The 21604-nt window shown below is 66.0% G+C and carries 15 protein-coding genes; 12 read left to right on the top strand and 3 right to left on the bottom strand.

Going from position 1 to position 21604, the window contains the following annotated elements; all coding sequences use genetic code 11:
- Window positions 1–18 precede the first annotated feature (18 nt).
- Genes QNJ67_03810 through QNJ67_03790 form a run of 5 tightly spaced genes read left to right on the top strand, consistent with a single transcriptional unit; the run spans window position 19 to window position 7590 of the window.
- Window positions 19–3765, top strand: a complete 3747-nt coding sequence (locus QNJ67_03810) for a nitrate reductase subunit alpha (GenBank protein MDJ0608076.1) — start codon at window positions 19–21, stop codon at window positions 3763–3765.
- The gene (gene narH / locus QNJ67_03805; GenBank protein ID MDJ0608075.1) at window positions 3762–5288 is read left to right on the top strand and encodes a nitrate reductase subunit beta; all 1527 of its coding nucleotides are present in this window, start codon (window positions 3762–3764) and stop codon (window positions 5286–5288) included. Before QNJ67_03810 ends, narH begins: the two co-directional genes overlap by 4 nt.
- Window positions 5288–6028, top strand: coding sequence for a nitrate reductase molybdenum cofactor assembly chaperone (narJ, locus tag QNJ67_03800; GenBank protein MDJ0608074.1), 741 nt, complete (start codon window positions 5288–5290; stop codon window positions 6026–6028). The genes narH and narJ overlap by 1 nt, the downstream gene beginning before the upstream one ends.
- A 24-nt stretch (window positions 6029–6052) precedes the next feature.
- On the top strand, window positions 6053–6790 hold the full coding sequence (gene narI, locus QNJ67_03795) for a respiratory nitrate reductase subunit gamma (GenBank protein MDJ0608073.1): 738 nt from the start codon (window positions 6053–6055) through the stop codon (window positions 6788–6790).
- Between the two features lie 5 nt (window positions 6791–6795).
- Window positions 6796–7590, top strand: coding sequence for a peptidylprolyl isomerase (locus QNJ67_03790; protein ID MDJ0608072.1), 795 nt, complete (start codon window positions 6796–6798; stop codon window positions 7588–7590).
- An 82-nt stretch (window positions 7591–7672) separates the two neighbouring features.
- Here the strand turns inward: QNJ67_03790 and acnA are convergent, their stop codons facing one another.
- Together acnA and QNJ67_03780 are read right to left on the bottom strand one after the other, a co-directional pair.
- A complete protein-coding gene (gene acnA, locus QNJ67_03785; protein ID MDJ0608071.1) occupies window positions 7673–10345 on the bottom strand; it encodes an aconitate hydratase AcnA in 2673 nt (890 codons plus the stop codon).
- Between the two features lie 157 nt (window positions 10346–10502).
- Entirely contained in the window at window positions 10503–11309 is an 807-nt protein-coding gene (locus tag QNJ67_03780; GenBank protein MDJ0608070.1) for an alpha/beta hydrolase, read from the bottom strand.
- A gap of 243 nt (window positions 11310–11552) precedes the next feature.
- Between QNJ67_03780 and QNJ67_03775 the strand changes: the two genes are divergently transcribed.
- The 7 genes from QNJ67_03775 (at window position 11553) to QNJ67_03745 (ending at window position 20234) form a co-directional block, all read left to right on the top strand.
- On the top strand, window positions 11553–13499 hold the full coding sequence (locus tag QNJ67_03775) for an AMP-binding protein (protein MDJ0608069.1): 1947 nt from the start codon (window positions 11553–11555) through the stop codon (window positions 13497–13499).
- Window positions 13500–13585: 86 nt separating this feature from the next.
- Window positions 13586–14356, top strand: coding sequence for an ABC transporter ATP-binding protein (locus QNJ67_03770; protein MDJ0608068.1), 771 nt, complete (start codon window positions 13586–13588; stop codon window positions 14354–14356).
- Between the two features lie 10 nt (window positions 14357–14366).
- Window positions 14367–15380 carry a branched-chain amino acid ABC transporter permease gene (locus QNJ67_03765; GenBank protein ID MDJ0608067.1) on the top strand — a complete coding sequence of 338 codons (1014 nt, stop codon included), beginning with the start codon at window positions 14367–14369 and terminating at the stop codon, window positions 15378–15380.
- A gap of 3 nt (window positions 15381–15383) precedes the next feature.
- Window positions 15384–16463, top strand: a complete 1080-nt coding sequence (locus tag QNJ67_03760) for a branched-chain amino acid ABC transporter permease (protein MDJ0608066.1) — start codon at window positions 15384–15386, stop codon at window positions 16461–16463.
- A 104-nt stretch (window positions 16464–16567) separates the two neighbouring features.
- Window positions 16568–17878 carry an ABC transporter substrate-binding protein gene (locus QNJ67_03755; protein ID MDJ0608065.1) on the top strand — a complete coding sequence of 437 codons (1311 nt, stop codon included), beginning with the start codon at window positions 16568–16570 and terminating at the stop codon, window positions 17876–17878.
- Between the two features lie 141 nt (window positions 17879–18019).
- Window positions 18020–18868: an ABC transporter ATP-binding protein gene (locus QNJ67_03750; protein ID MDJ0608064.1), complete on the top strand. Its 849-nt coding sequence runs from the start codon at window positions 18020–18022 to the stop codon at window positions 18866–18868.
- Window positions 18869–18986: 118 nt separating this feature from the next.
- Window positions 18987–20234 (top strand): phenylacetate--CoA ligase family protein, encoded by a 1248-nt coding sequence (locus QNJ67_03745; GenBank protein MDJ0608063.1) that lies wholly within the window; start codon window positions 18987–18989, stop codon window positions 20232–20234.
- A 15-nt stretch (window positions 20235–20249) separates the two neighbouring features.
- Here the strand turns inward: QNJ67_03745 and QNJ67_03740 are convergent, their stop codons facing one another.
- A complete protein-coding gene (locus tag QNJ67_03740; protein ID MDJ0608062.1) occupies window positions 20250–21152 on the bottom strand; it encodes a tetratricopeptide repeat protein in 903 nt (300 codons plus the stop codon).
- Between the last annotated feature and the right edge of the window lie 452 nt (window positions 21153–21604).

Genomic DNA, 21604 nt, shown 5'->3' with positions numbered 1-21604 from the left:
TGAGAAAGGAGACTCTCCATGAGCCAACTGCTCGATCGCCTGAACTTCTTCGCCGACAAGTCGGTGGGCGAGTTCTCCCATGGCCACGGCACGACCACCCGCGAGGACCGCAGCTGGGAAGACGCCTATCGCAAGCGCTGGCAGCACGACAAGATCGTACGGTCCACCCATGGCGCCAATTGCACCGGTTCCTGCTCTTGGAAGATCTATGTCAAGGGCGGCATTGTCACCTGGGAGACCCAGCAAACCGACTATCCGCGCACCCGCCCGGACCTGCCGAACCACGAACCGCGCGGCTGCAGCCGCGGCGCCAGCTACAGCTGGTACCTCTATTCCGGCAACCGGGTGAAGTATCCCTTGGTCCGCGGGCGCCTCGTGAAGCTCTGGCGCGAGGCCCGGGCGGTCATGACACCGGTGGCGGCCTGGCAGTCGATCGTCGAGGATCCGGTGAAGCGGGCCGCCTATACGCGTAAGCGCGGCCTCGGCGGCTTCGTGCGCGGCAAGTGGCAAGAGGTGAACGAGATCATCGCCGCCGCCAACGCCTATACGGCGAAGACCTATGGCCCCGACCGGGTGATCGGCTTCTCGCCGATCCCGGCCATGTCGATGGTCTCCTATGCCGCCGGTGCGCGCTATCTCTCGCTGCTCGGTGGCGTTTGCATGTCGTTCTACGACTGGTACTGCGACCTGCCGCCGGCGTCGCCGCAGACCTGGGGCGAGCAGACCGACGTGCCGGAAAGCGCCGACTGGTACAATGCCGGCTTCCTCATGCTCTGGGGCTCCAACGTACCCCAGACCCGCACTCCCGACGCCCACTTCTATACCGAGGCGCGCTACAAGGGCACCAAGTCCGTGGTGGTCAGCCCGGACTACTCCGAAGCCTCGAAGTTCGCGGATCTCTGGCTGCACCCCAAGCAGGGCACCGACGCCGCGCTGGCCATGGCAATGGGCCATGTGATCCTGCGCGAATTCCATCTCGATCGCCAAGCCGAGTACTTCGAAGACTATGCCCGGCGTTACAGCGACATGCCGATGCTAGTGCGCCTTGTGAAACAGAACGGCCACTACGTGCCCGAGCGTCTGCTGCGCGCCAGCGACCTGGACGGCAACCTCGGCCAGGAGAACAATCCGGAATGGAAGACCTTGGCGATCGACGAAAACAGCAACCAGATCGTCGCCCCTCAGGGTTCCGTCGGATTCCGTTGGGGCGAACAGGGCAAATGGAACCTGGAGCAGAAAGACGCTGAAGGCCGCGAGATCGCCCTGCGCCTCAGCCTGATCCTCGATCGGGACCACGACGATGTCGCCGACGTCGGCTTCCCCTATTTCGGCAACCGCGAGCACGATCATTTCAAGGGCACGGATCATCCGGACGTGCTGGTCCGCAAGGTGCCGGTTAAGGCGATTCAAGGCTCTGAAGGTGAAACCCTGGTCGCCACGGTCTTTGACCTCTTCGTTGCCAACTACGGTCTCGACCGGGGCCTCGGCGACGACCTCTGCGCCACGAGCTACCAGGACAACCTGCCCTACACCCCCGCCTGGGCGGAGCAGATCACCGGCGTGCCGGCGGACCACATCGTCACCGTGGCGCGGGAATTCGCGGGCAATGCCGAAAAGACCAAGGGCCGCTCGATGGTCATCCTCGGCGCCGGCCTGAACCACTGGTACCACATGGACATGAGCTACCGCGGCATCATCAATCTGCTGGTGATGTGCGGTTGCGTCGGTCAGTCGGGCGGCGGCTGGTCACACTACGTCGGCCAGGAGAAGCTGCGGCCGCAGACCGGATGGCAGCCCCTGGCCTTCGCCCTCGACTGGGGCCGCCCGCCTCGGCACATGAACTCAACCTCGTTCTTTTATGCTCACACCGACCAGTGGCGCTACGAGAGCCTCGGGGTCGACGAAATCCTGTCGCCCACGGCGCCCGAAGGCCCCTGGGACGGCGCCCTGATCGACTACAACATCCGGGCCGAGCGCATGGGTTGGCTGCCCTCCGCACCGCAGCTGGAAACCAACCCGCTCGAGGTTGCCAAGGCGGCCGCGGAGGCTGGCAAGGATCCCAAGGACTACGTGGCCGAGCGGCTCAAGGCCGGCGACTTGAAACTTTCCTGCGAGGATCCGGACAATCCGGTGAACTGGCCGCGCAACCTCTTTGTCTGGCGCTCGAATCTGCTGGGTTCCTCGGGCAAGGGCCATGAATACTTCCTCAAGCATCTGCTCGGCACCTCGCACGGCGTGCTCGGCAAGGACCTTGGCGAGGACGGCCGTCAGCGGTCGCAGGAAGCCGCCTGGCACGATCAGGCGCCGGAAGGCAAGCTCGACCTCTTGGTGACGCTCGACTTCCGCATGTCGACGACTTGCGTCTATTCCGACATCGTGCTGCCGACGGCGACTTGGTACGAGAAGAACGACCTCAACACCTCCGACATGCACCCCTTCATCCACCCGCTGAGTGCGGCGGCGGACCCCGTCTGGGAATGCCGCAGCGACTGGGAGATCTACAAGGGAATCGCCAAGGCCTTCTCCGAGGTCGCGCCCGAGGTTCTGGGCGTCGAGAAGGATGTGGTCATGGTGCCGATCCTGCACGACACCCCCGCTGAGATTGCTCAGGCGATGGACGTGAAGGACTGGAAGAAGGGTGAGACCGAGCCCGTTCCCGGCAAGACCATGCCGCAGGTTGCGGTGGTCGAGCGCGACTATCCGAACCTCCACAAGCGCTTTACCGCCCTCGGGCCGCTGATGAACAAACTGGGCAACGGCGGCAAGGGCATTTCCTGGAACACCGAGCATGAGGTCGACCACCTCCGCAGTCTGAATGGCGTGGTGACCGAGGAGGGTCCGACCCAGGGTATGCCGCGCATCGAGAGTGACGTCGATGCCACCGAAGTGATCTTGATGCTGGCGCCCGAGACCAATGGCGAGGTAGCAGTCAAAGCCTGGGGAGCGTTGGGCAAGGCGACCGGCCTCGATCACCAGCATCTGGCACTGCCCAAGGAGGATGAGAAGATCCGGTTCCGGGACGTGGTCGCCCAACCGCGCAAGATCATCTCGTCACCGACTTGGTCGGGAATCGAGTCGGAGTCGGTCTGCTACAACGCCGGATACACCAACGTGCATGAGCTGATTCCCTGGCGCACCTTGACCGGCCGCCAGCAGCTCTATCAGGATCACCTCTGGATGCGGGCGTTCGGCGAGGGCTTCTGCGTCTACCGCCCGCCGATCGATACCAAGTCGGTGAATCCGGTCATTGCCGAGAAGGACAATGGAAACCCGCAAGTGGTGTTGAATTTCATCACACCACACCAGAAGTGGGGGATCCACTCCACCTACACCGACAACCTTTTGATGCTGACGTTGAACCGGGGCGGCCCGGTGGTCTGGATCAGCGAGGTAGACGCCAAGAAGGCGGCGATCCAAGACAACGACTGGGTCGAAGTCTACAACACCAATGGCGCACTGACGGCGCGGGTCGTCGTCTCTCAGCGCATGCATGAGGGAACCATCTTCATGTATCACGCGCAGGAGAAGATCGTGAACACGCCGGGGGCAGAAACCACGGGCCAGCGCGGGGGCATCCACAATTCGGTGACCCGCACGGTGCTGAAGCCGACCCATATGATCGGCGGCTATGCCCAACAGTCTTACGGCTTCAACTATTACGGAACGGTCGGTTCCAATCGCGACGAGTTCGTCATTGTCCGCAAGATGGACAAGGTCGACTGGCTCGAGCGGCCGGCCCGCGACGACATGGAGGCTGCAGAATGAAGATCCGCGCGCAAATCGGCATGGTGTTGAACCTGGACAAGTGTATCGGGTGTCACACCTGTTCCGTCACCTGCAAGAACGTCTGGACCAACCGGGAAGGCATGGAATACGCCTGGTTCAACAACGTCGAGACCAAGCCGGGCATCGGCTATCCCAAGGAATGGGAGAACCAGAAACGCTGGAACGGCGGCTGGGAGCGCACCGGAAACGGCCGTTTGCGCCCGAAGATGGGTGCCAAATGGCGCATATTGGCGAAGATCTTCGCCAATCCGGACCTTCCGGAGATCGACGACTACTACGAGCCCTTCACCTTCGACTACGAGCATCTCCAGACTGCGCCGGAGCTTGAAGCCACGCCGACGGCCCGGCCGCGGTCGCTCATTTCCGGCGAGCGCATGGAGAAGATCGAATGGGGGCCGAACTGGGAAGAGATCCTCGGCGGCGAGTTTGCCAAGCGCTCCAAGGACGTAAACTTCGAAGGGGTCGAGAAGGAGATCTACGGCGCCTTCGAAAACACCTTCATGATGTATCTGCCGCGGCTTTGCGAGCACTGCTTGAACCCGACCTGCGTGGCTGCCTGTCCTTCGGGCGCCATCTACAAGCGCGAGGAGGACGGGATCGTCCTCATCGACCAGGAGAAATGCCGCGGCTGGCGCATGTGCGTATCCGGCTGCCCCTACAAGAAGATCTACTACAACTGGTCTTCCGGAAAGTCGGAGAAGTGCATCTTCTGCTATCCACGCATCGAAGCCGGCGAACCGACGGTCTGCTCCGAGACCTGCGTCGGACGTATCCGCTATCTGGGTGTGCTGCTCTACGACGCCGACGGGATCAGCGACGCGGCGGCGACCGAAGATCCCGGCGACCTTTATCAGGCCCAGCTCGACATCTTCCTTGACCCCAACGACCCCGAGGTGATCGCCCAGGCGCGTGAAGACGGGGTTCCGGAAGACTGGCTGGAGGCCGCGCGCAGGTCTCCGGTTTGGAAGATGGCAATGGACTGGAAGATCGCCTTCCCGCTGCACCCGGAATACCGGACGCTGCCGATGGTCTGGTACGTGCCGCCGCTCTCGCCAATTCAGTCGGCGGCCGAGGCCGGCAAGATTGCCTGGGACGACGGGCTACCCGACGTCAACTCCCTGCGCATTCCCATCCGCTACCTCGCCAATCTCTTGACGGCCGGCAACGAGAAGCCGGTGGCCAAAGCGCTGCAACGTATGCTCGCCATGCGCGCCTACATGCGCGCCAAAACGGTGGACGGCATGTTGGACGAGGCGGTGGCCCAGCGCGTAGGTCTCACGCCAAGGCAGATCGAGGACATGTACCACGTCATGGCGATCGCCAACTACGAGGACCGCTTCGTCATCCCGACGGCACATCGCGAGGTCGGCGAAGACGCCTACGACCTGCGCGGTTCCTGCGGCTTCAGCTTCGGCAACGGCTGCTCGGAAGGTGCCAGCGACACCAACCTCTTCGGCGCCGGACGCAAGAAGAAAGTGCACACCCCCACGGAGGTCATGTGATGGGCAAGACCTTCAAGGTGCTCTCCCTGCTGCTGACCTATCCCGAGAAGGAAATCCAGGCGGCGGCTGCCGAAATGAAACAGGTCCTCGCGGACGAGAAAATGGTGCCGGCCAACTGCGCGAAAGGGGTTTTTGGCCTGATCGATGAGCTTGCGGCCGGCGACCTTTACGACCTGCAGGAGCGCTATGTCCTGCTCTTCGACCGCACCCGTTCGCTGTCGTTACATCTCTTCGAGCACATTCACGGCGAAAGCCGCGACCGCGGCCAGGCGCTGGTCGACTTGGCGGCGCACTACGAGAAGCATGGTCTGGTGATCGGTGCGCGGGAACTGCCAGACTTCCTGCCGCTGTTTCTCGAGTTCCTCGGCACCCGGCCCGCAGAGGAGGCGCGCGATCTGCTGAGTCAGCCGCTCCATGTCATCGCTGCCTTGGCCGAGCGGCTGCGCAAACGCAAGAGCCCTTATAACTGGGTCTTCCTTGCCTTGGAGGGCATCGCCACGGGAAAGCCGGCGAAAGCGGCCATGGATGACCTGCTGGCCGAACCGGATGAGGATCCAAGCGACCTCGAGGCGCTGGATCGCGCCTGGGAAGACCAGCCGGTTACCTTCGGGCCGGGTTCGGGATCGGGCGGCGTCTCGCCGGGAGGAGGCTGCCCGGTCGCCCGCGACAGCCTTGCCCGCATGGATGCACCCAACGTTCAAACCTCCGCTTCAGGCCTTGCGGCCAACAACTCGGATTGAGGAGTTCGCGCTATGGGCTCTTTTATGAACACGCTCGTCTTCGGGATTTACCCATACATCGCCTTGACGGTCATGGTCCTCGGATCGATTGTCCGCTATGACCGTGAGCCCTACACTTGGCGCTCGGGCTCCAGCCAGCTTCTGCGCCGGCGCCAGTTGGTGGTGGGTTCCGTGCTGTTTCATGCCGGTGTGCTCTTCATCTTTCTCGGGCATTTCGTCGGCCTGCTGACACCCATCGCGGTGTTCGACTTCATCGGTGTCAGCCACACCTTCAAACAGCTGATGGCCATCGGGCTGGGCGGCATCGCGGGGGTCTTGGCCATCATCGGCGCCACTATGCTGGCGCATCGCCGGCTCTTCGATCCGCGTATCCGCGCGACCTCCAGCTTCAGCGATAGCGCCATTATCGTCTTGCTGTGGATCCAGCTGGCCCTGGGCCTGGGGACCATCCCCGTTTCCCTGGGTCACCTCGACGGCGAGGAGATGGTGCGCTTTATGAACTGGGCACAGGGCATCTTCACCTTTGACTTCGGTGCCGCCGCCCTGATGGCTGGTGCGCATCCGATCTTCAAACTGCATATCTTCCTGGGGCTGACAATCTTCCTCCTCTTCCCCTTCACCCGGTTGGTGCACATGCTCAGTGTGCCCATCCGCTATGTCTGGCGGCCGGGCTATCAGGTCGTCCGCTCCCGTCGTCCGGCCGGCGCCCATCGTGCAGCCGGCGCCCATCGTGCGGCTGGCACGGCGACGCCTGCGGAATAGGGCCGGTGGAGGGCATCAAGATCAACGCCGCCTGCATTTCGCAGGCGGCGATCCAGGCCGAAGCTCAGAACCATCCGGCAGAGACCCCGGAAGCGGCGCTGGCGGCCGCGGCCCAAGCCCTGGCTGTCCGCGAACTGCTGCTCCAGGAGGCAGGGCGCCAGGGCATCGCGGCGGCCCCGGAAACCGACGACAAAGGCCGGCAGGAGATCGGTGAGGAAGCCACGATCCGCACCCTGCTGGAGCGCGAAGTGACGGTTCCTGAGGCGGACGAGGCGACCTGCCGGCGGTACTTCGACAACAACCCGCAACGCTTTCGCAGCCCGGACCTCTTCGAGGCCGCCCACATTCTCTTCTCCGCGGCGCCCGACGATGGGGCGGCCTACGAGAAGGCGGTGTCCGAGGCGGAGCAGGTGATCGCCGCCCTTCAGAAAGACCCCGGCGCTTTCGCAAATCTCGCGCGCCGGCTCTCGGCCTGCAGCTCGGCACAGAACGACGGCCGGCTGGGGCAGGTATCGCGCGGCGACACGGTGCCGGAGTTCGAGACCTTCCTGGCCAATCTCGAGGAAGGGCAGCTCTGTCCGGTGCCGGTGCGCTCACGCTATGGCGTCCACGTCCTGCGGCTCGACCGCCGCATCGACGGCCGGCAACTGCCTTTCGAAGCGGTGCGGGACCGTATTGCCGACTATCTGCAGACGGCAAGTTGGCAGCGGGCGGTCGCGCAGTACATCCATATCCTCGCCGGCCGGGCGGAAATCCACGGAATCGACCTGGAGGGTGCCAGGACGCCGCTGGTCCAATGAGAACCTTGCGCGGCGGGGTGGCCAAGGGGCTGCGGTAGGCCCCGTTCCCGATCCGCTCTAGACGTTTGGCTCGATTCCCCCTTCACGCCGCCTTGAGCATGTTGCGAAGGACGTAGTGCAGGATGCCGCCGTGGCGGAAGTATTCGACCTCGTCGGCGGTGTCGATGCGGCAGGTGAGCGTGATCTCCTCGGTCTCGCCGCCCGGCCGGTGAATCCGGCAGGCGACGTCCATGCCCGGCGTGATGCCCTCGGCGATGCCCTCGATGTCGAAGATCTCCTCGCCGCCCAGCGCCAGGGCCTGGTCCGGCTTGAACTGCAGGGGCAGCACGCCCATGCCGATCAGGTTGGAGCGGTGGATGCGCTCGAAGCTCTGCACGATCACCGCCCTGACCCCCAGGAGGCGGGTTCCCTTGGCGGCCCAGTCGCGTGACGAGCCGGTGCCATACTCCTTGCCGCCGATCACCACCAGGGGCACGCCCTCGGCCTGGTAGCGCATGGCCGCGTCGTAGATCGGCATGACCTCGCCCGAGGGCTGGTGCTTGGTGACGCCGCCCTCGACCCCGGGCACCATGAGGTTGCGGATGCGGATGTTGGCGAAGGTGCCCCGCATCATGACCTCGTGGTTGCCGCGCCTGGAGCCGTAGGAATTGAAGTCGTAGGGCCGCACCTGATGCTCGATCAGGTAGCCGCCCGCCGGGCTGTCCTGCTTGATCGCGCCGGCCGGCGAGATGTGGTCCGTGGTGACGGAGTCGCCGAGCAGGGCGAGCGGCCGGGCGCCGACGATGTCGCCGACCTCGCCCGGCTCCGGCCCCATGCCCTCGAAGAACGGCGGGTACTGCACGTAGGTGCTGCCGTCCTGCCACTTGTAGGTCAGGCTCGGCGCGGCCTGGACCGACTGCCACTCGGCCGGCCCCTGGAAGACGTCGGCGTAGCGGCTGCGGAACATCTCGGGCGTCAGGACGCTGTCCATGACATCCTGGATCTCCCGGTTGCTGGGCCAGATGTCACGCAGGTAGACCGGCTCGCCGTCGCTGCCCTTGCCGAGCGGCTCGGTCATCAGGTCGAGGGTGATCGAGCCGGCCAGGGCGTAGGCCACGACGAGCGGCGGCGACGCCAGGTAGTTCAGCCGGGTCAGCGGGTTGACACGGCCTTCGAAGTTCCGGTTCCCGGACAGCACGGCGGCGACGTGCAGGTCGCCGGTCTCGATCGCCTCGGCGATCGGCTCCGGCAGGGGGCCGGAGTTGCCGATGCAGGTGGTGCAGCCGTAGCCGACCAGATCGAAGCCGAGCCCGTCCAGCTCTGCCTGGAGTCCGGCCGCCTCGAGGTAGTCGGTCACCACCTGGGAGCCGGGCGCCAGTGAGGTCTTGACCCAGGGCTTGGTCTCGAGGCCGCGTTCGCGCGCCTTGCGGGCGACCAGGCCGGCCGCGATCAGGACGCTGGGATTCGAGGTGTTGGTGCAGCTGGTGATCGCCGCGATCACCACGTCGCCGTGGCGGAGAGCGTGGTTCGCGCCCTTGACCCCGACCGCCTTGGTCGAGGCCTGGCCGACCGAGTCGCCAATGATCTTGCCGGCCTCGCCCGCGAGGCTGGAGAGCGCGACCCGGTCCTGGGGCCGCTTCGGCCCGGCCAGGCTCGGCTCGACGCTGCCCAGGTCCAGCTCGAGCGTGTCGGTGAACACCGGATCGGGCGTCGAGGCGTCGCGCCACATGCCCTGGGCCTGGGCGTAGGCCTCGACCAGCGCGACCCGCTCCGGGTCGCGGCCGGTGAAGGTGAGATAGCGGATCGTCTCCTCGTCGACCGGGAAGAAGCCGCAGGTCGCGCCGTACTCCGGCGCCATGTTGGCGATGGTCGCCTGGTCGGCCAGGGTCAGGTGATCGAGGCCCGGGCCGTAGAACTCGACGAACTTGCCGACCACGCCCTTGGCGCGCAGCATCTGGGTCACGGTCAGAACCAGGTCGGTCGCCGTGGTGCCTTCGTTCAGGGTTCCGGTCAGCTTCATGCCGATCACCTCGGGGATCAGCATGGTCACCGGCTGACCCAGCATGGCCGCCTCGGCCTCGATGCCGCCGACGCCCCAGCCGAGCACCGCCAGGCCGTTGACCATGGTCGTATGGCTGTCGGTGCCGACCAGCGTGTCGGGGTAGGCCACGATCTTGCCGGCGTCGTCCTTGGTCCAGACCACCTGGGCCAGATACTCCAGGTTGACCTGGTGGCAGATCCCCGTGCCCGGCGGCACGACCCGGAAATTGTCGAACGCGCCCTGGCCCCAGCGCAGGAAGGAATAGCGCTCGCCGTTACGCTCGAACTCGCGTTCCACGTTCTGCCTGAAAGCGTTCGCCGTGCCGAAGGCGTCGACCATGACCGAGTGGTCGATCACCAGATCGACCGGAGACAGCGGGTTGATCTTCTTGGGGTCGCCGCCCAGGTCGTCCATCGCCTGGCGCATGGCGGCCAGGTCGACGACGGCGGGAACGCCGGTGAAGTCCTGCATGAGGACCCGCGCGGGTCGGTAGGCGATCTCGCGGCTCGACCGCCGCTCGGTGAGCCAGCCGGCCATGGCCTCGATGTCCTCGACCGTCACGGTCTGGCCGTCCTCGTAGCGCAGGAGGTTCTCCAGAAGCACCTTGAGGGAAAACGGCAGGCGCGAGAGATCGCCTAGCCTTTCCTCCGCGGCTTCGAGGCTGAAGTAGTCGTAGTCCTTGCCGCCGACCGTCAGCTTGCGGCGGGTCTTCAGTGTGTCTTGGCCGAGGCTCACGGCGGGTGCTCCTTCCAAGGGTTCAGACGAGGTTTCTTCCTGAATGCGCTTTGTCGGCCCGAGCGCCCTTTGCGGTGCACGGCCGGGTGTTCCCCTGCGAAAAATGGTGCAGTTGCGGGGCAATGTCCAGTTGTTGAACGCCTCGTGAGACCGCGCTTTAGGCCCTAACCGCATTCACGAAGGCGGACATCTCCGCCAGCACCCGGTCGCGCGCCTGGAGGTGGGGAATGTGGGCGCAGTCGGGCAGCAGGCAGGTCTCGACCAGGCCGGCGGCGCCTTCGGCGATCGCGGCGACCTGGGCCGGCGTCCCGTACTCGTCGTCCGCGCCCTGCATGACCAGGAGCGGACAGGTGATGCCGGGCAGCCGCTCGACGATGTTCCAGTTGCGGAACGCGGGGCTCAGCCAGGTCTCGGCCCAGCCGCGGAAGGCGCTCTCGGTCTTGTCGCCGTGGTAGCGCTCCAGGCGCCAGCGCAGCTCCCCCGCGTCCCAGGCGGCGACCGCCTGGCGGATGCCGGCCAGGGTGACGGCCTCGACGAAGACGTGGGCCGCCTCGGTGATGCAGCCGGCCGGTCGATCCGGAAAGGCGGCGGCGTAGAGCAGGGCGATCGTGCCGCCGTCGCTGTGGCCGATCAGGATCGGCCGCTGGATCCCGCAGGCCTCCAGCACGGCGGGCAGGGCCCCGGTCGCCTCGCGTTCCAGGTAGTCGGTCGGGCGCGGCAGCGTCACCGGGTCCGAGCCGCCGAAGCCCCAGCGGTCGTAGACCAGGCCCGGCCGGCCGGTCAGCGCGCACAGCGCCGTCGGGAAGTCGCGCCACTGGGCGATGGAGCCGAGCCCCTCGTGGAGAAAAACCAGGGTCGGCCCGGCAGCGGCGGCGCCCGGCGGCCGCAGTCGGCGCACGGCGAGCCGCCGGCCGTCGGCGGTTACGCTGAAGTCCTCGCTGGCCGAGGCGGCTGGTTCGGGCACGGGCCCCGTCTCCGGTTGGTCGGCGCTCTTTGCAGGCACCTAGAGCAGGTCCGGGTCTGACTGAATCGTCGGAGGCGATCCGTCAAACCCGGTGATTCCGCTCTAGCAGATACGGACCGCCGCGGCTACGGCCCGAAAGATTGTCATGGCGCGGCGCGCACACTAAACTCCGCGCCAAGTGTCCGGAAGGGATGCGTTGTACAGGGAGGGCGATCCAGTGGATCCCAAGCAGGGCCCGGCGGCGTGAGCGCCGAGGCCGCCGATACCTTTCCCAAGCTGCTGCTGCGCAACGCCCGCGCGCGCGGCGACCGGACGGCCGTGCGGGAGAAGAATCTCGGCATCTGGCAGAGCTGGACCTGGGGCGAGGCGCTCGACGAGGTGCGCGCGCTGGCCTGCGGTCTCGCCGCCTACGGCCTGAAGCGCGGCGACAAGATCGCGGTGATCGGCGACAACCGGCCGCGGCTCTACTGGACCATGGTGGCGGCGCAGTCGATCGGCGCGGTGCCGGTGCCGATCTATCAGGATTCCGTGGCCGGCGAGATGGCCTTCGTGCTCGACCACGCCGAGATCCGCTTCGCCATGGCCGAGGACCAGGAACAGGTCGACAAGCTGCTCGAGGTCCGGGAGCGCTGCCCACGGCTCGAGCAGATCGTCTACGACGACGCGCGCGGCCTGCGCCACTATTCCCGCGACATTCTGCACGGCTTCGAGGAGGTCCAGGAGAAGGGCCGGGCCTTCGACCGGGACCATCCCGATTTCTTCGAGGCCGAGATCGCCAAGAGCCAGGGCCGCGACACCTCGATCATCCTCTATACTTCCGGGACGACGGGGCAGCCCAAAGGCGTGGTGCTGACCTTCGACAACGTGATCCAGACCGCGAAGAACTCGGTCGAGTTCGACCGGCTGACCGAACAGGAAGAGATGCTCGCCTACCTGCCCATGGCCTGGGTCGGCGACCATATCTTCTCCTATGGCCAGGCCTATTGGGCCGGCTTCTGCGTCTCCTGTCCCGAGTCGGGCGCCACGGTGATGCACGACCTCAACGAGCTGGGGCCGACCTACTTCTTCGCGCCGCCGCGCATCTTCGAGAACATCCTGACCACCGTGATGATCCGCATGGAGGACGCCGGCTGGGTCAAGCGCCGGCTGTTCGACGCCTTCATGAAGCTGGCGCGCCGGGTCGGCGTGCGGATTCTCGACGGCCAGCGGGTCTCGCTCGGCGACCGCCTGCTCTACGGGCTGGGCGAACTCTTGATCTACGGCCCGCTGAAGAACTCGCTCGGCTTCAGCCGGATCAGAATTGCCTACACGGCCGGCGAGGCGATCGGTCCAGACATCTTCCAGTTCTACCGCTCGCTCGGCATCAACCTGAAGCAGCTCTACGGCAGCACCGAGGCCAGCGTCTTCATTACCATGCAGCCGGACGGCGAGATCAGGGCCGATAGCGTCGGCAAGCCGGCGCCCGGGGTCGAGATCCGCATCGCCGACAGCGGCGAGGTCCTGTTCCGCTCGCCGGGCGTGTTCCAGGAATACTTCAAGAATTCCGAGGCGACCGCCGAGGCCAAGACGCCGGACGGCTGGGTCCACACCGGCGACGCCGGCTTCTTCGCGGAAGATGGCCACCTCAAGATCATCGACCGGGCGAAGGACGTCGGCAAGCTGAACGACGGCAGCCTCTTCGCGCCGAAGTACGTGGAGAACAAGCTGAAGTTCTTCCCCAACATCCGCGAGGCTGTGGTGTTCGGCAGCGGCCGCGACTACGTCTCGGCCTTCGTCAACATCGACCTGGAGGCCATGGGCAACTGGGCGGAGCGCAACAACGTCGCCTATGGCAGCTACCAGGAGCTGGCGGCCAACCCACAGGTCTACGAGATCATCAAGAGCCACGTCGAGCAGGTGAACCGCGACCTCGCCGAGGACCCGCAGCTGGCCGGCTCGCAGATCCGCCGCTTCCTAATCCTGCACAAGGAGCTCGACGCCGACGACGGCGAGCTGACCCGGACCCGCAAGGTCCGGCGGCGGACCGTCACCGAGCGCTACGCGCCGCTGATCGACGGGCTCTACGGCGGCGACGACCACGCCTTCATCGAGTCCGAGGTGACCTTCGAGGACGGGCGCAAGGGCAAGCTGGCCGCGGATCTGGCGATCGCGTCGGCCGAGACCTATCAACCCATGAAGAAGGCGGGCTGAGCGTGGCGGAAACCCTAATCAAGGCGCCGCCGGCGGAGGTTGCGGCCGGGCCGGGCGCGTCCGACGAGGCGGCGCGGGCGGCGCGAATCGGCGGCACGCTTCTCGAGGTGGAGAACATCTCCCTCTCCTTCGGCGGCGTGCGGGCGATCTCCGACGTCAGCTTCGACATTCGGGAGCACGAGATTCGCGCGATCATCGGCCCGAACGGCGCCGGCAAGTCGTCGATGCTGAACGTGATCAACGGCTTCTACCACCCGCAGCAGGGCTCGATCACCTTCAAGGGCGCGACGCGCAAGCAGATGCGCCCCCACGAGGCCGCCAAGCAGGGCATCGCGCGGACCTTTCAGAACATCGCGCTGTTTCGCGGCATGTCGACCCTCGACAACATCATGACCGGGCGCCTGCTCAAGATGAAACGCAACTTCCTCTGGCAAGCGCTCTACTACGGGCCGGCCCAGCGGGAGGAAATGGAGAACCGCGCCTTCGTCGAGAACATCATCGACTTCCTGGAGATCCAGCAGATCCGCAAGACCCCGGTCGGCCGCCTGCCCTACGGCCTGCAGAAGCGGGTCGAGCTCGGCCGCGCACTGGCCGCGGAGCCGGACCTCTTGCTGCTCGACGAGCCCATGGCCGGCATGAACGTCGAGGAGAAGGAGGACATGTGCCGCTTCATCCTCGACGTCAACGACGAGTTCGGCACGACCATCGCCCTGATCGAGCACGATATGGGCGTGGTCATGGATATCTCGGACCGGGTCGTGGTGCTCGACTACGGCCGCAAGCTGGCCGACGGCACGCCGGACGAGGTGCGCCGCAACCAGGCCGTGATCGACGCCTACCTCGGCGTGAGCCACTAGGGGCGTTTCGATGGCAGCGCCCCTCACTCTGACCCTCTGGATGATCTCGCCCCTGCTCGGGATCGCGGGGCTCGGCCTGGCTCTCCAGCTCGTCGCCGGCCTCGACCCGAGCTTCTTCTTCACCTGGGGCTACTACTTCGAGGTGCTGCTGGCCGGCCTGCTGCAGGGGGTGATGTACTCCCTCGTGGCGCTCGGCTTCGTGTTGATCTTCAAGGCCTCCGGCATCTTCAACTTCGCCCAGGGCTCGATGGTGCTGTTCTCGGCGCTCACCATGGTCGGCTTCATCGAGATGGGGCTCTACTGGGCCCTCTCCTTCCTCCTGACCGCCGCGATCATGGTGCTGGTCGCCTTCGCGATCGAGCGCGTCGTCCTCCGGCCGCTGGTGAACCAGGAGCAGATCATCCTGTTCATGGCGACCATCGGGATCTTCTATTTTCTCGACGGCTTCGGACAGACGCTCTGGGGCTCCGACGTCAAGGTGCTCGATATCGGGATCCCGAAGAGCCCCCTTTTCGTCTTTGAGAACGTTTTCGAGGGCGGCATCCTGGTCAACCAGTACGACCTGATCGCCGCATTGACGGGCGGTGTCCTGGTCGCCGCGCTGGCGCTGTTCTTCCAGTACACGCGGACCGGGCGCGCGCTGCGGGCCGTGGCCGACGATCACCAGGCCGCCCTGTCGGTCGGCATACCCCTGAAGGTCATCTGGACCATCGTCTGGTCGGTTGCCGGCATCGTCGCGCTGGTCGCCGGGATCATGTGGGGCGGCAAGGCGGGCGTCCAGTTCTCGCTCGCGCTGATCGCGCTCAAGGCCCTGCCGGTGTTGATCCTCGGTGGCTTCACCTCGATTCCCGGGGCGATCGTGGGCGGCCTAATCATCGGTGCCAGTGAACAGCTCGCCGAGATCTTCCTCGGTCATTTTATCGGCGGCGCGATCCAGGACTGGTTCGCCTACATGCTGGCGCTGGTGGTGCTCCTGTTCAGGCCGCAGGGCCTGTTCGGCGAAAAGATCATCGAGAGGGTCTGAGTCGTGTTCTATCGCGAGGCCGGCCAATTCAAGACCAGCTACCAAGCCGATCAGGCGATCTTTCCGATCGCGCAGGACCGCATCGGCGTGGCGATCATCCTGCTGGTCGCGCTGCTGATCATTCCCACCATGTCCAGCGAGTACTGGCTGAGCACGATCATGATCCCGTTCCTGGTCTTCTCCATGGCCGCGATCGGGCTCAACCTGCTGACCGGCTATTGCGGCCAGCTGTCCCTGGGCACGGGCGGCTTCATGGCCTGCGGCGCCTTCTTCGCCTACAAGCTCTCGACCGGGTTCCCCGACCTCCACATCGTCCTGGTCTTCCTCTTGTCGGGCCTCGGCACGGCGGCCGTCGGCGTGGTCTTCGGCCTGCCCTCGCTGCGGATCAAGGGCTTCTACCTGGCGGTCGCGACCCTGGCGGCGCAGTTCTTCCTGGTCTGGGTCTTCAACAAGTTCCCCTGGTGGGTGAACTACAGCCCGTCGGGCGTCATCTCGGCGCCGCCGCGCGAGCTCCTGCCCGGTATCTTCCTGACCGGAAACGAGGCGACCCCGGAGGCCAAGTACCTCTTCCTGGTGATCTTCGTCGGACTGCTGGCGCTGATCGCCAAGAACCTGGTACGCAGCCGCGTCGGCCGCTCCTGGATGGCGATCCGGGACATGGATATCGCCGCCGAGATCATCGGCATCCGCCCGCTGCACACCAAGCTCCTGGCCTTCGCGATCAGCTCCTTCTACATCGGGATCGCCGGCGCGCTCTGGGCCTTCGTCTATACCGGTTCGGTCGAGGCGCTGGCGTTCGAAATCAACCGCTCGTTCCAGGTGCTGTTCATGATCATCATCGGCGGGCTCGGTTCGATTCTGGGATCGTTTCTGGGCGCCGCCTTCATCGTGCTGCTGCCGATCCTATTGAACAACGCGATGCTTGCCGTGGACCCGACCATTTCGACCGCCCTGGTGTCCCATGTCGAGTTCATGATCTTCGGCGCGCTGATCGTGTTCTTCCTGATCGTTGAGCCCCACGGGCTGGCGCGGCTTTGGCAGATCATGAAGGAGAAGCTGCGGCTTTGGCCGTTCCCCTACTAGCGTGCGGTCCGGGCGGCCGGGGCTTGGTCGGCGTCAGGCTGTAATGATAGGTTCACAACCAACGGCGGAACAATCCGCCGGCTTGAACAAGGAGGAAGTTTGAAATGAGATTCAATGCTCTAGGCTTGGCTGCAGCGGGTGCTGCGGCGCTCCTCATGGCGGCGGCCCCGCCTGTCGCCGCGCAGGACAAGCAGTTCATTCCGGGCCTGATGTACCGTTCCGGTCCCTATGCGCCGAACGGCATACCCTTCGCCAACGGGTTCCAGGATTACATCAAGATGGTCAACGCCACCGGCGGCATCAACGGCGTGATGATCGAGTACGAGGAGTGCGATACGGCCTACAACAACGACCGCGGCGTGGAATGCTACGAGCGCCTCAAGCGCCCCGGCGCGGCCGCCATCACACCGCTCTCGACCGGCATCACCTACGCGCTGATCGATCGCGCGACCGCGGACAAGATCCCGGTGCTGTCCATGGGCTACGGCCGGACCGCCGGTTCCGACGGAAGGGTCTTCCCCTACGTCTTCACGCTGCCGGCGACCTACTGGTCCGGCGCCGACATCATCGTCAACTACATCGCCAAGAACGAGGGCGGCTACGATAACCTCAAGGGCAAGAAGATCGCTCTGGTCTATCACGACTCGGCCTACGGCAAGGAACCGATCGCCACCCTCGAGGCGCTCTCCGAGAAGCACGGCTTCTCGCTCCACCTGTTCCCCGTCGCCCACCCGGGCCTGGAGCAGAAGGCCACCTGGCTGCAGATCGGCCGACAGGTCCGCCCCGACTGGACCGCCATGTGGGGCTGGGGCGTGATGAACTCCACCGCGATCAAGGAAGCCGCCGCGGTGGCCTATCCCATGGACCGCTTCATCGGCATCTGGTGGTCGGGCGCGGAGCCCGACGTCGTGCCGGCGGGCGCGCAGGCCAAGGGCTACAAGTCCCTGAACTTCCACGGCACGGGCACCGACTATCCGGCGCTGCAGAACATCCTGACCAAGGTGCACGACGCCGGGAATGGCACCGGCCCGCGCGAGGAGGTCGGCCAAGTGCTCTACAACCGCGGGGTCATGAACGCCGCCATCATCGTCGAGGCGATCAAGACGGCGCAGGGCATGCACGGCAAGAAGCCGCTGACCGGCGAGCAGATCCGCGACGGCTTCGAGAACCTCAAAGTCGATTCCGCCCGGCTCGCCGATATGGGCCTGACCGGTTTCATGGAGGCGATCCAGGTCTCCTGCGCCGACCACGAGGGCACCGGACGTGCCTACGTGCAGCAGTGGGACGGGAGCGCCTGGAACAAGGTCTCCGACTGGATCGAGCCCAATCGTAAGGGGCTGCTCAGGCCGATGATCGAGTCGGCCGCAGCGGCCTACGCCGCGGAAAAGGGCATCACGCCGCGCAGCTGCCCCTAGAGCAGATCCGGGTTCGGTGGATTCACCAGGGCGATCCATCGAACCCGGTAAATCCGCTTTAGTCTCTCGCTGGAGGGCGCCGTCCCGCTTTCCCCCGGGGCGGCGCCGCCAGCATCGAACAACGGGCCGGAGAGAACCTGGATGTCCACAGGCGCGACCGCAGAACGGAGCAATGGTGCCGCCAACGGCTCTGCGCTCCTGAGCGTCAACAATATCGAGGTCATCTACGACCACGTCATTCTGGTGCTCAAGGGCGTATCGCTCGAGGTTCCCGATGGGGGCGTGGTCGCCCTCCTCGGGGCCAACGGCGCCGGCAAGACCACCACCCTGAAGGCGATCTCAAACCTGCTCCGCGCCGAGCGCGGTGAGGTCACCAAGGGGTCGATCGAGTTCGAGAAAGAGAAGGTCGACCGGCTGACGCCCAACGACCTGGTCAAGCGCGGCGTCATCCAGGTGATGGAGGGCCGCCACTGTTTTGAGCACCTGACCGTCGAGGAGAACCTGCTGACCGGGGCCTACACACGGAGCGAGGGCCGCGCGGCGATCGACCAGGATCTCGAGATGGTCTACGGTTACTTTCCGCGCCTGAAGGAGCGGCGCAGCTCCCTGGCCGGCTACACCTCGGGCGGCGAGCAGCAGATGACGGCGATCGGCCGCGCCCTGATGAGCCGCCCGCGCATGATCCTGCTCGACGAACCCTCAATGGGCCTCGCCCCGCAGCTGGTCGAGGAGATCTTCGAGATCGTCAAGCGGCTGAACGAGCAGGAGGGGGTCTCGATCCTGCTCGCCGAGCAGAACACCAACGTCGCGCTGCGCTACGCCAAGTACGGCTACATCCTGGAGAACGGCCGGGTGGTCATGGACGGCGACGCGGCGTCCCTGCGCGAGAACGCCGACGTCAAGGAGTTCTACCTCGGCCTCTCGACCACAGGCCGCAAGAGCTACCGCGACGTGAAGCACTACAAGCGCCGCAAGCGCTGGCTGGCTTGATCGCTGTACCCAGTTGCCTCTCTCGTTGTCATTGCCGTGCTCGACACGGCAATCCAGGGGCGGCTGGCAACCCTGGATGTTCGGATCAAGTCCAAGCATGACAAGAGGATAGAATGCCATGAGCGCGGTTGAGCACTTCGACGACCTGGAAACCCGCACCCCCGATCTGCGCGCGCGCGACGAGGGCGTCGCGCTGGCCGCCCAGGTCGCCCACGCCAAGGCCGAGACGCCGGCCTACGCCGAGATCCTCGGGGATGTGGAGCCGGGCGGCATCAAGGATCGCGCGGCCCTGGCCGGCCTCCCGGTGACCCGCAAGGGCGACCTGGTCGAGCGCCAGGCGAGCGCCCCGCCCTTCGGCGGCCTGGCGGCGGCGGACCCGAGCCGGATCTTCGCCTCGCCCGGACCGATCTACGAGTTCGAGTCTGTGCGCCCCGGTTTCTGGCGGCTCGAGCGGGCACTCCACGCGGCCGGCTTCCGGGCCGGCGACCTGGTGCACAACTGCTTCGCCTATCACCTGACCCCGGGCGGCTGGATGCTCGACGGGGGCTTGCGGGCGCTCGGCTGCGCCGTCGTGCCCGGCGGCGTCGGCAACAGCGAGCAGCAGGTCCAGGCGATCGCGCACCTCAAGCCGGTCGGCTACACGGGCACGCCGGACTTCCTAAAGGTGCTGCTCGACAAGGCGAACGAGCTCGATCTCGACTGCGACTCGATCAAGCGCGCCCTGGTCTCGGGCGGTGCGCTCTTCCCCTCGCTCCGCCAGGAATACGCCGAGCGGGGCGTCGCCACCCTGCAGTGCTACGCGACGGCGGACCTAGGCCTGATCGCCTACGAGACCCTGGGCCCGGACGGCGCCGTCGGCGACGGCATGGTGGTCGACGAGGGGCTGATCGTTGAGATCGTGCGGCCCGGGACCGGCGATCCGGTGGCCGAGGGCGAGGTCGGCGAGGTCGTGGTGACCACGCTCAACCCCGACTATCCCCTGATCCGCTTCGCCACCGGCGACCTCTCCGCCGTGCTGCCGGGCACGGGCGCCTGCGGGCGGACCAACCTGCGCCTCAAGGGCTGGATGGGCCGGGCCGATCAGACCACCAAGGTCAAGGGCATGTTCGTCCACCCCTCGCAGATCGCCGAGGTGGTCAAGCGGCACCCCGAGGTGGCCCGGGCGCGGCTCACCGTCGAGCGGCGCGGCGAGAGCGACCACATGACCCTGCTCTGCGAAGCCAGCGACTGTTCCGACGCGCTGGTGGCGGCGCTCGGCCGCTCGTTGCAGGAAAGCTGCAAGCTGAAGGGCGAGATCCGTCTGGTGGCGCCGGCCAGCCTGCCGAACGACGGCAAGGTGATCGACGACCAGCGCAGCTACGACTGAGCCGGTCCCGCGGGATCAGCTGCCCTTCTGCTTGGCGAGCCATTCACGGGCGCGCGTCTCGGCCTGGATGATCTGGCCCTCGGTCATGCGGCGCGCGACGCCCTCGCGGGCCTCCGCCGCCTCCTGGTGGCCGCGCATCACCGCCAGATCGAACCACTTGTAGGCCTCGACGTAGTCCTGCTCGACGCCGTGCCCGTAGTAATACATGGCGCCCAGAACCCGCTGGGCCGAAGGCATGCCCTTGTCGGCCGCGCGGCGCAGCCAGAACACCGCCTTGGCGTCGTCCTGTTCGGTACCCCAGCCGTTCTTGTACATGACGCCGAGGTCTTTCTCGGCGAGCCCGTAGTTCTTGTTGGCGGCCTTGCGGAACCATTTCAACGCGGTCTTGAAACTCTGCTCGACGCCGATGCCTTCCAGGTAGAGTCGGCCGAGGCGGTACTGCGCCTGGGGGAGCCCGGCCATCGCCGCCTTGGCGTACCAGAAAGCCGCCTTCTTGGGGTTGCGCTTGAGGCCCTGGCCCTCCTCCAGGATTACCGCCAGGCGGTACTGCGCCTCGACGTTGCCGGCTTCGGCCGCCGGCGGCAGCAGCCTCTGGGTCTCGGCCTTGCTCTTGGGTCGGACCCGGCCCTCGATGATCAGCAGGCTTAGGTCCCGGCCGGCCCGGGGGTGCCCCTGCGCCATCGCCCGGCGGAACCACTTGGCGGCCTCCCGCTCGTCCCGCGGCACCGCCTGGCCGCGCGCGAAGAGCTCGCCCAGCCTGTACTGGGCCTTGTCGTCGCCGTCCTCCGCCTTGCGGATCAGGGCCTGGATTGCTGAATCGTATCGCTCGGTCGCGGCTTGGGCGGACGTGGATTCCGGTGCTGCCGGTTGCTTTTCCGGGCCGGCCGCGCAGGCGGCAAGCAGGAAGGCCGCCGCCACGACGCTCGCGCGGGGTGTCAGTGGCCGGGTAGGGCAGGGGGAGCGGCGATTTCGGCGCATGCTGGCGGCTCGGAAGGGTTAAGGCGCCCCCGGTCTAGCATCCTTCTGGTAAAGAATTCGCTCTGTAGGGCTATCCAAGGTTGTTTTTCTGGGGAGAATGGGATGGATCCTGGTGTGCCCGGGCCGGTTTCGGAACCTTTCCGCATCGGGACCGAAATCCTTAATTCCGCCGCAATTGCGGCCAAGTCAGAGCACAATCTCCCTCTACCTATCTACCCACGGAGACTTCCCCTCTCTGTTCGAGGTGGCCAGCCGGCCTCATCATCTACTTGCCCCCTTCGGCTGGGAACTGAGAGTGGCCGCCGGTCCCGACCCCGGCGGCCACTCTCGACCTCCCATGTCATAGCGATCAAGCGACCCGCGACCAGAGTTCGGGCGACCAGCGTTTGAGC

It is taken from the genome of Kiloniellales bacterium (assembly GCA_030064845.1).
Classification (GTDB): Bacteria; Pseudomonadota; Alphaproteobacteria; order Kiloniellales; family JAKSDN01; genus JASJEC01.
The sequence above is the reverse complement of the archived record's forward strand: the minus strand, read 5'-3'. Positions and strand labels throughout refer to the sequence as shown.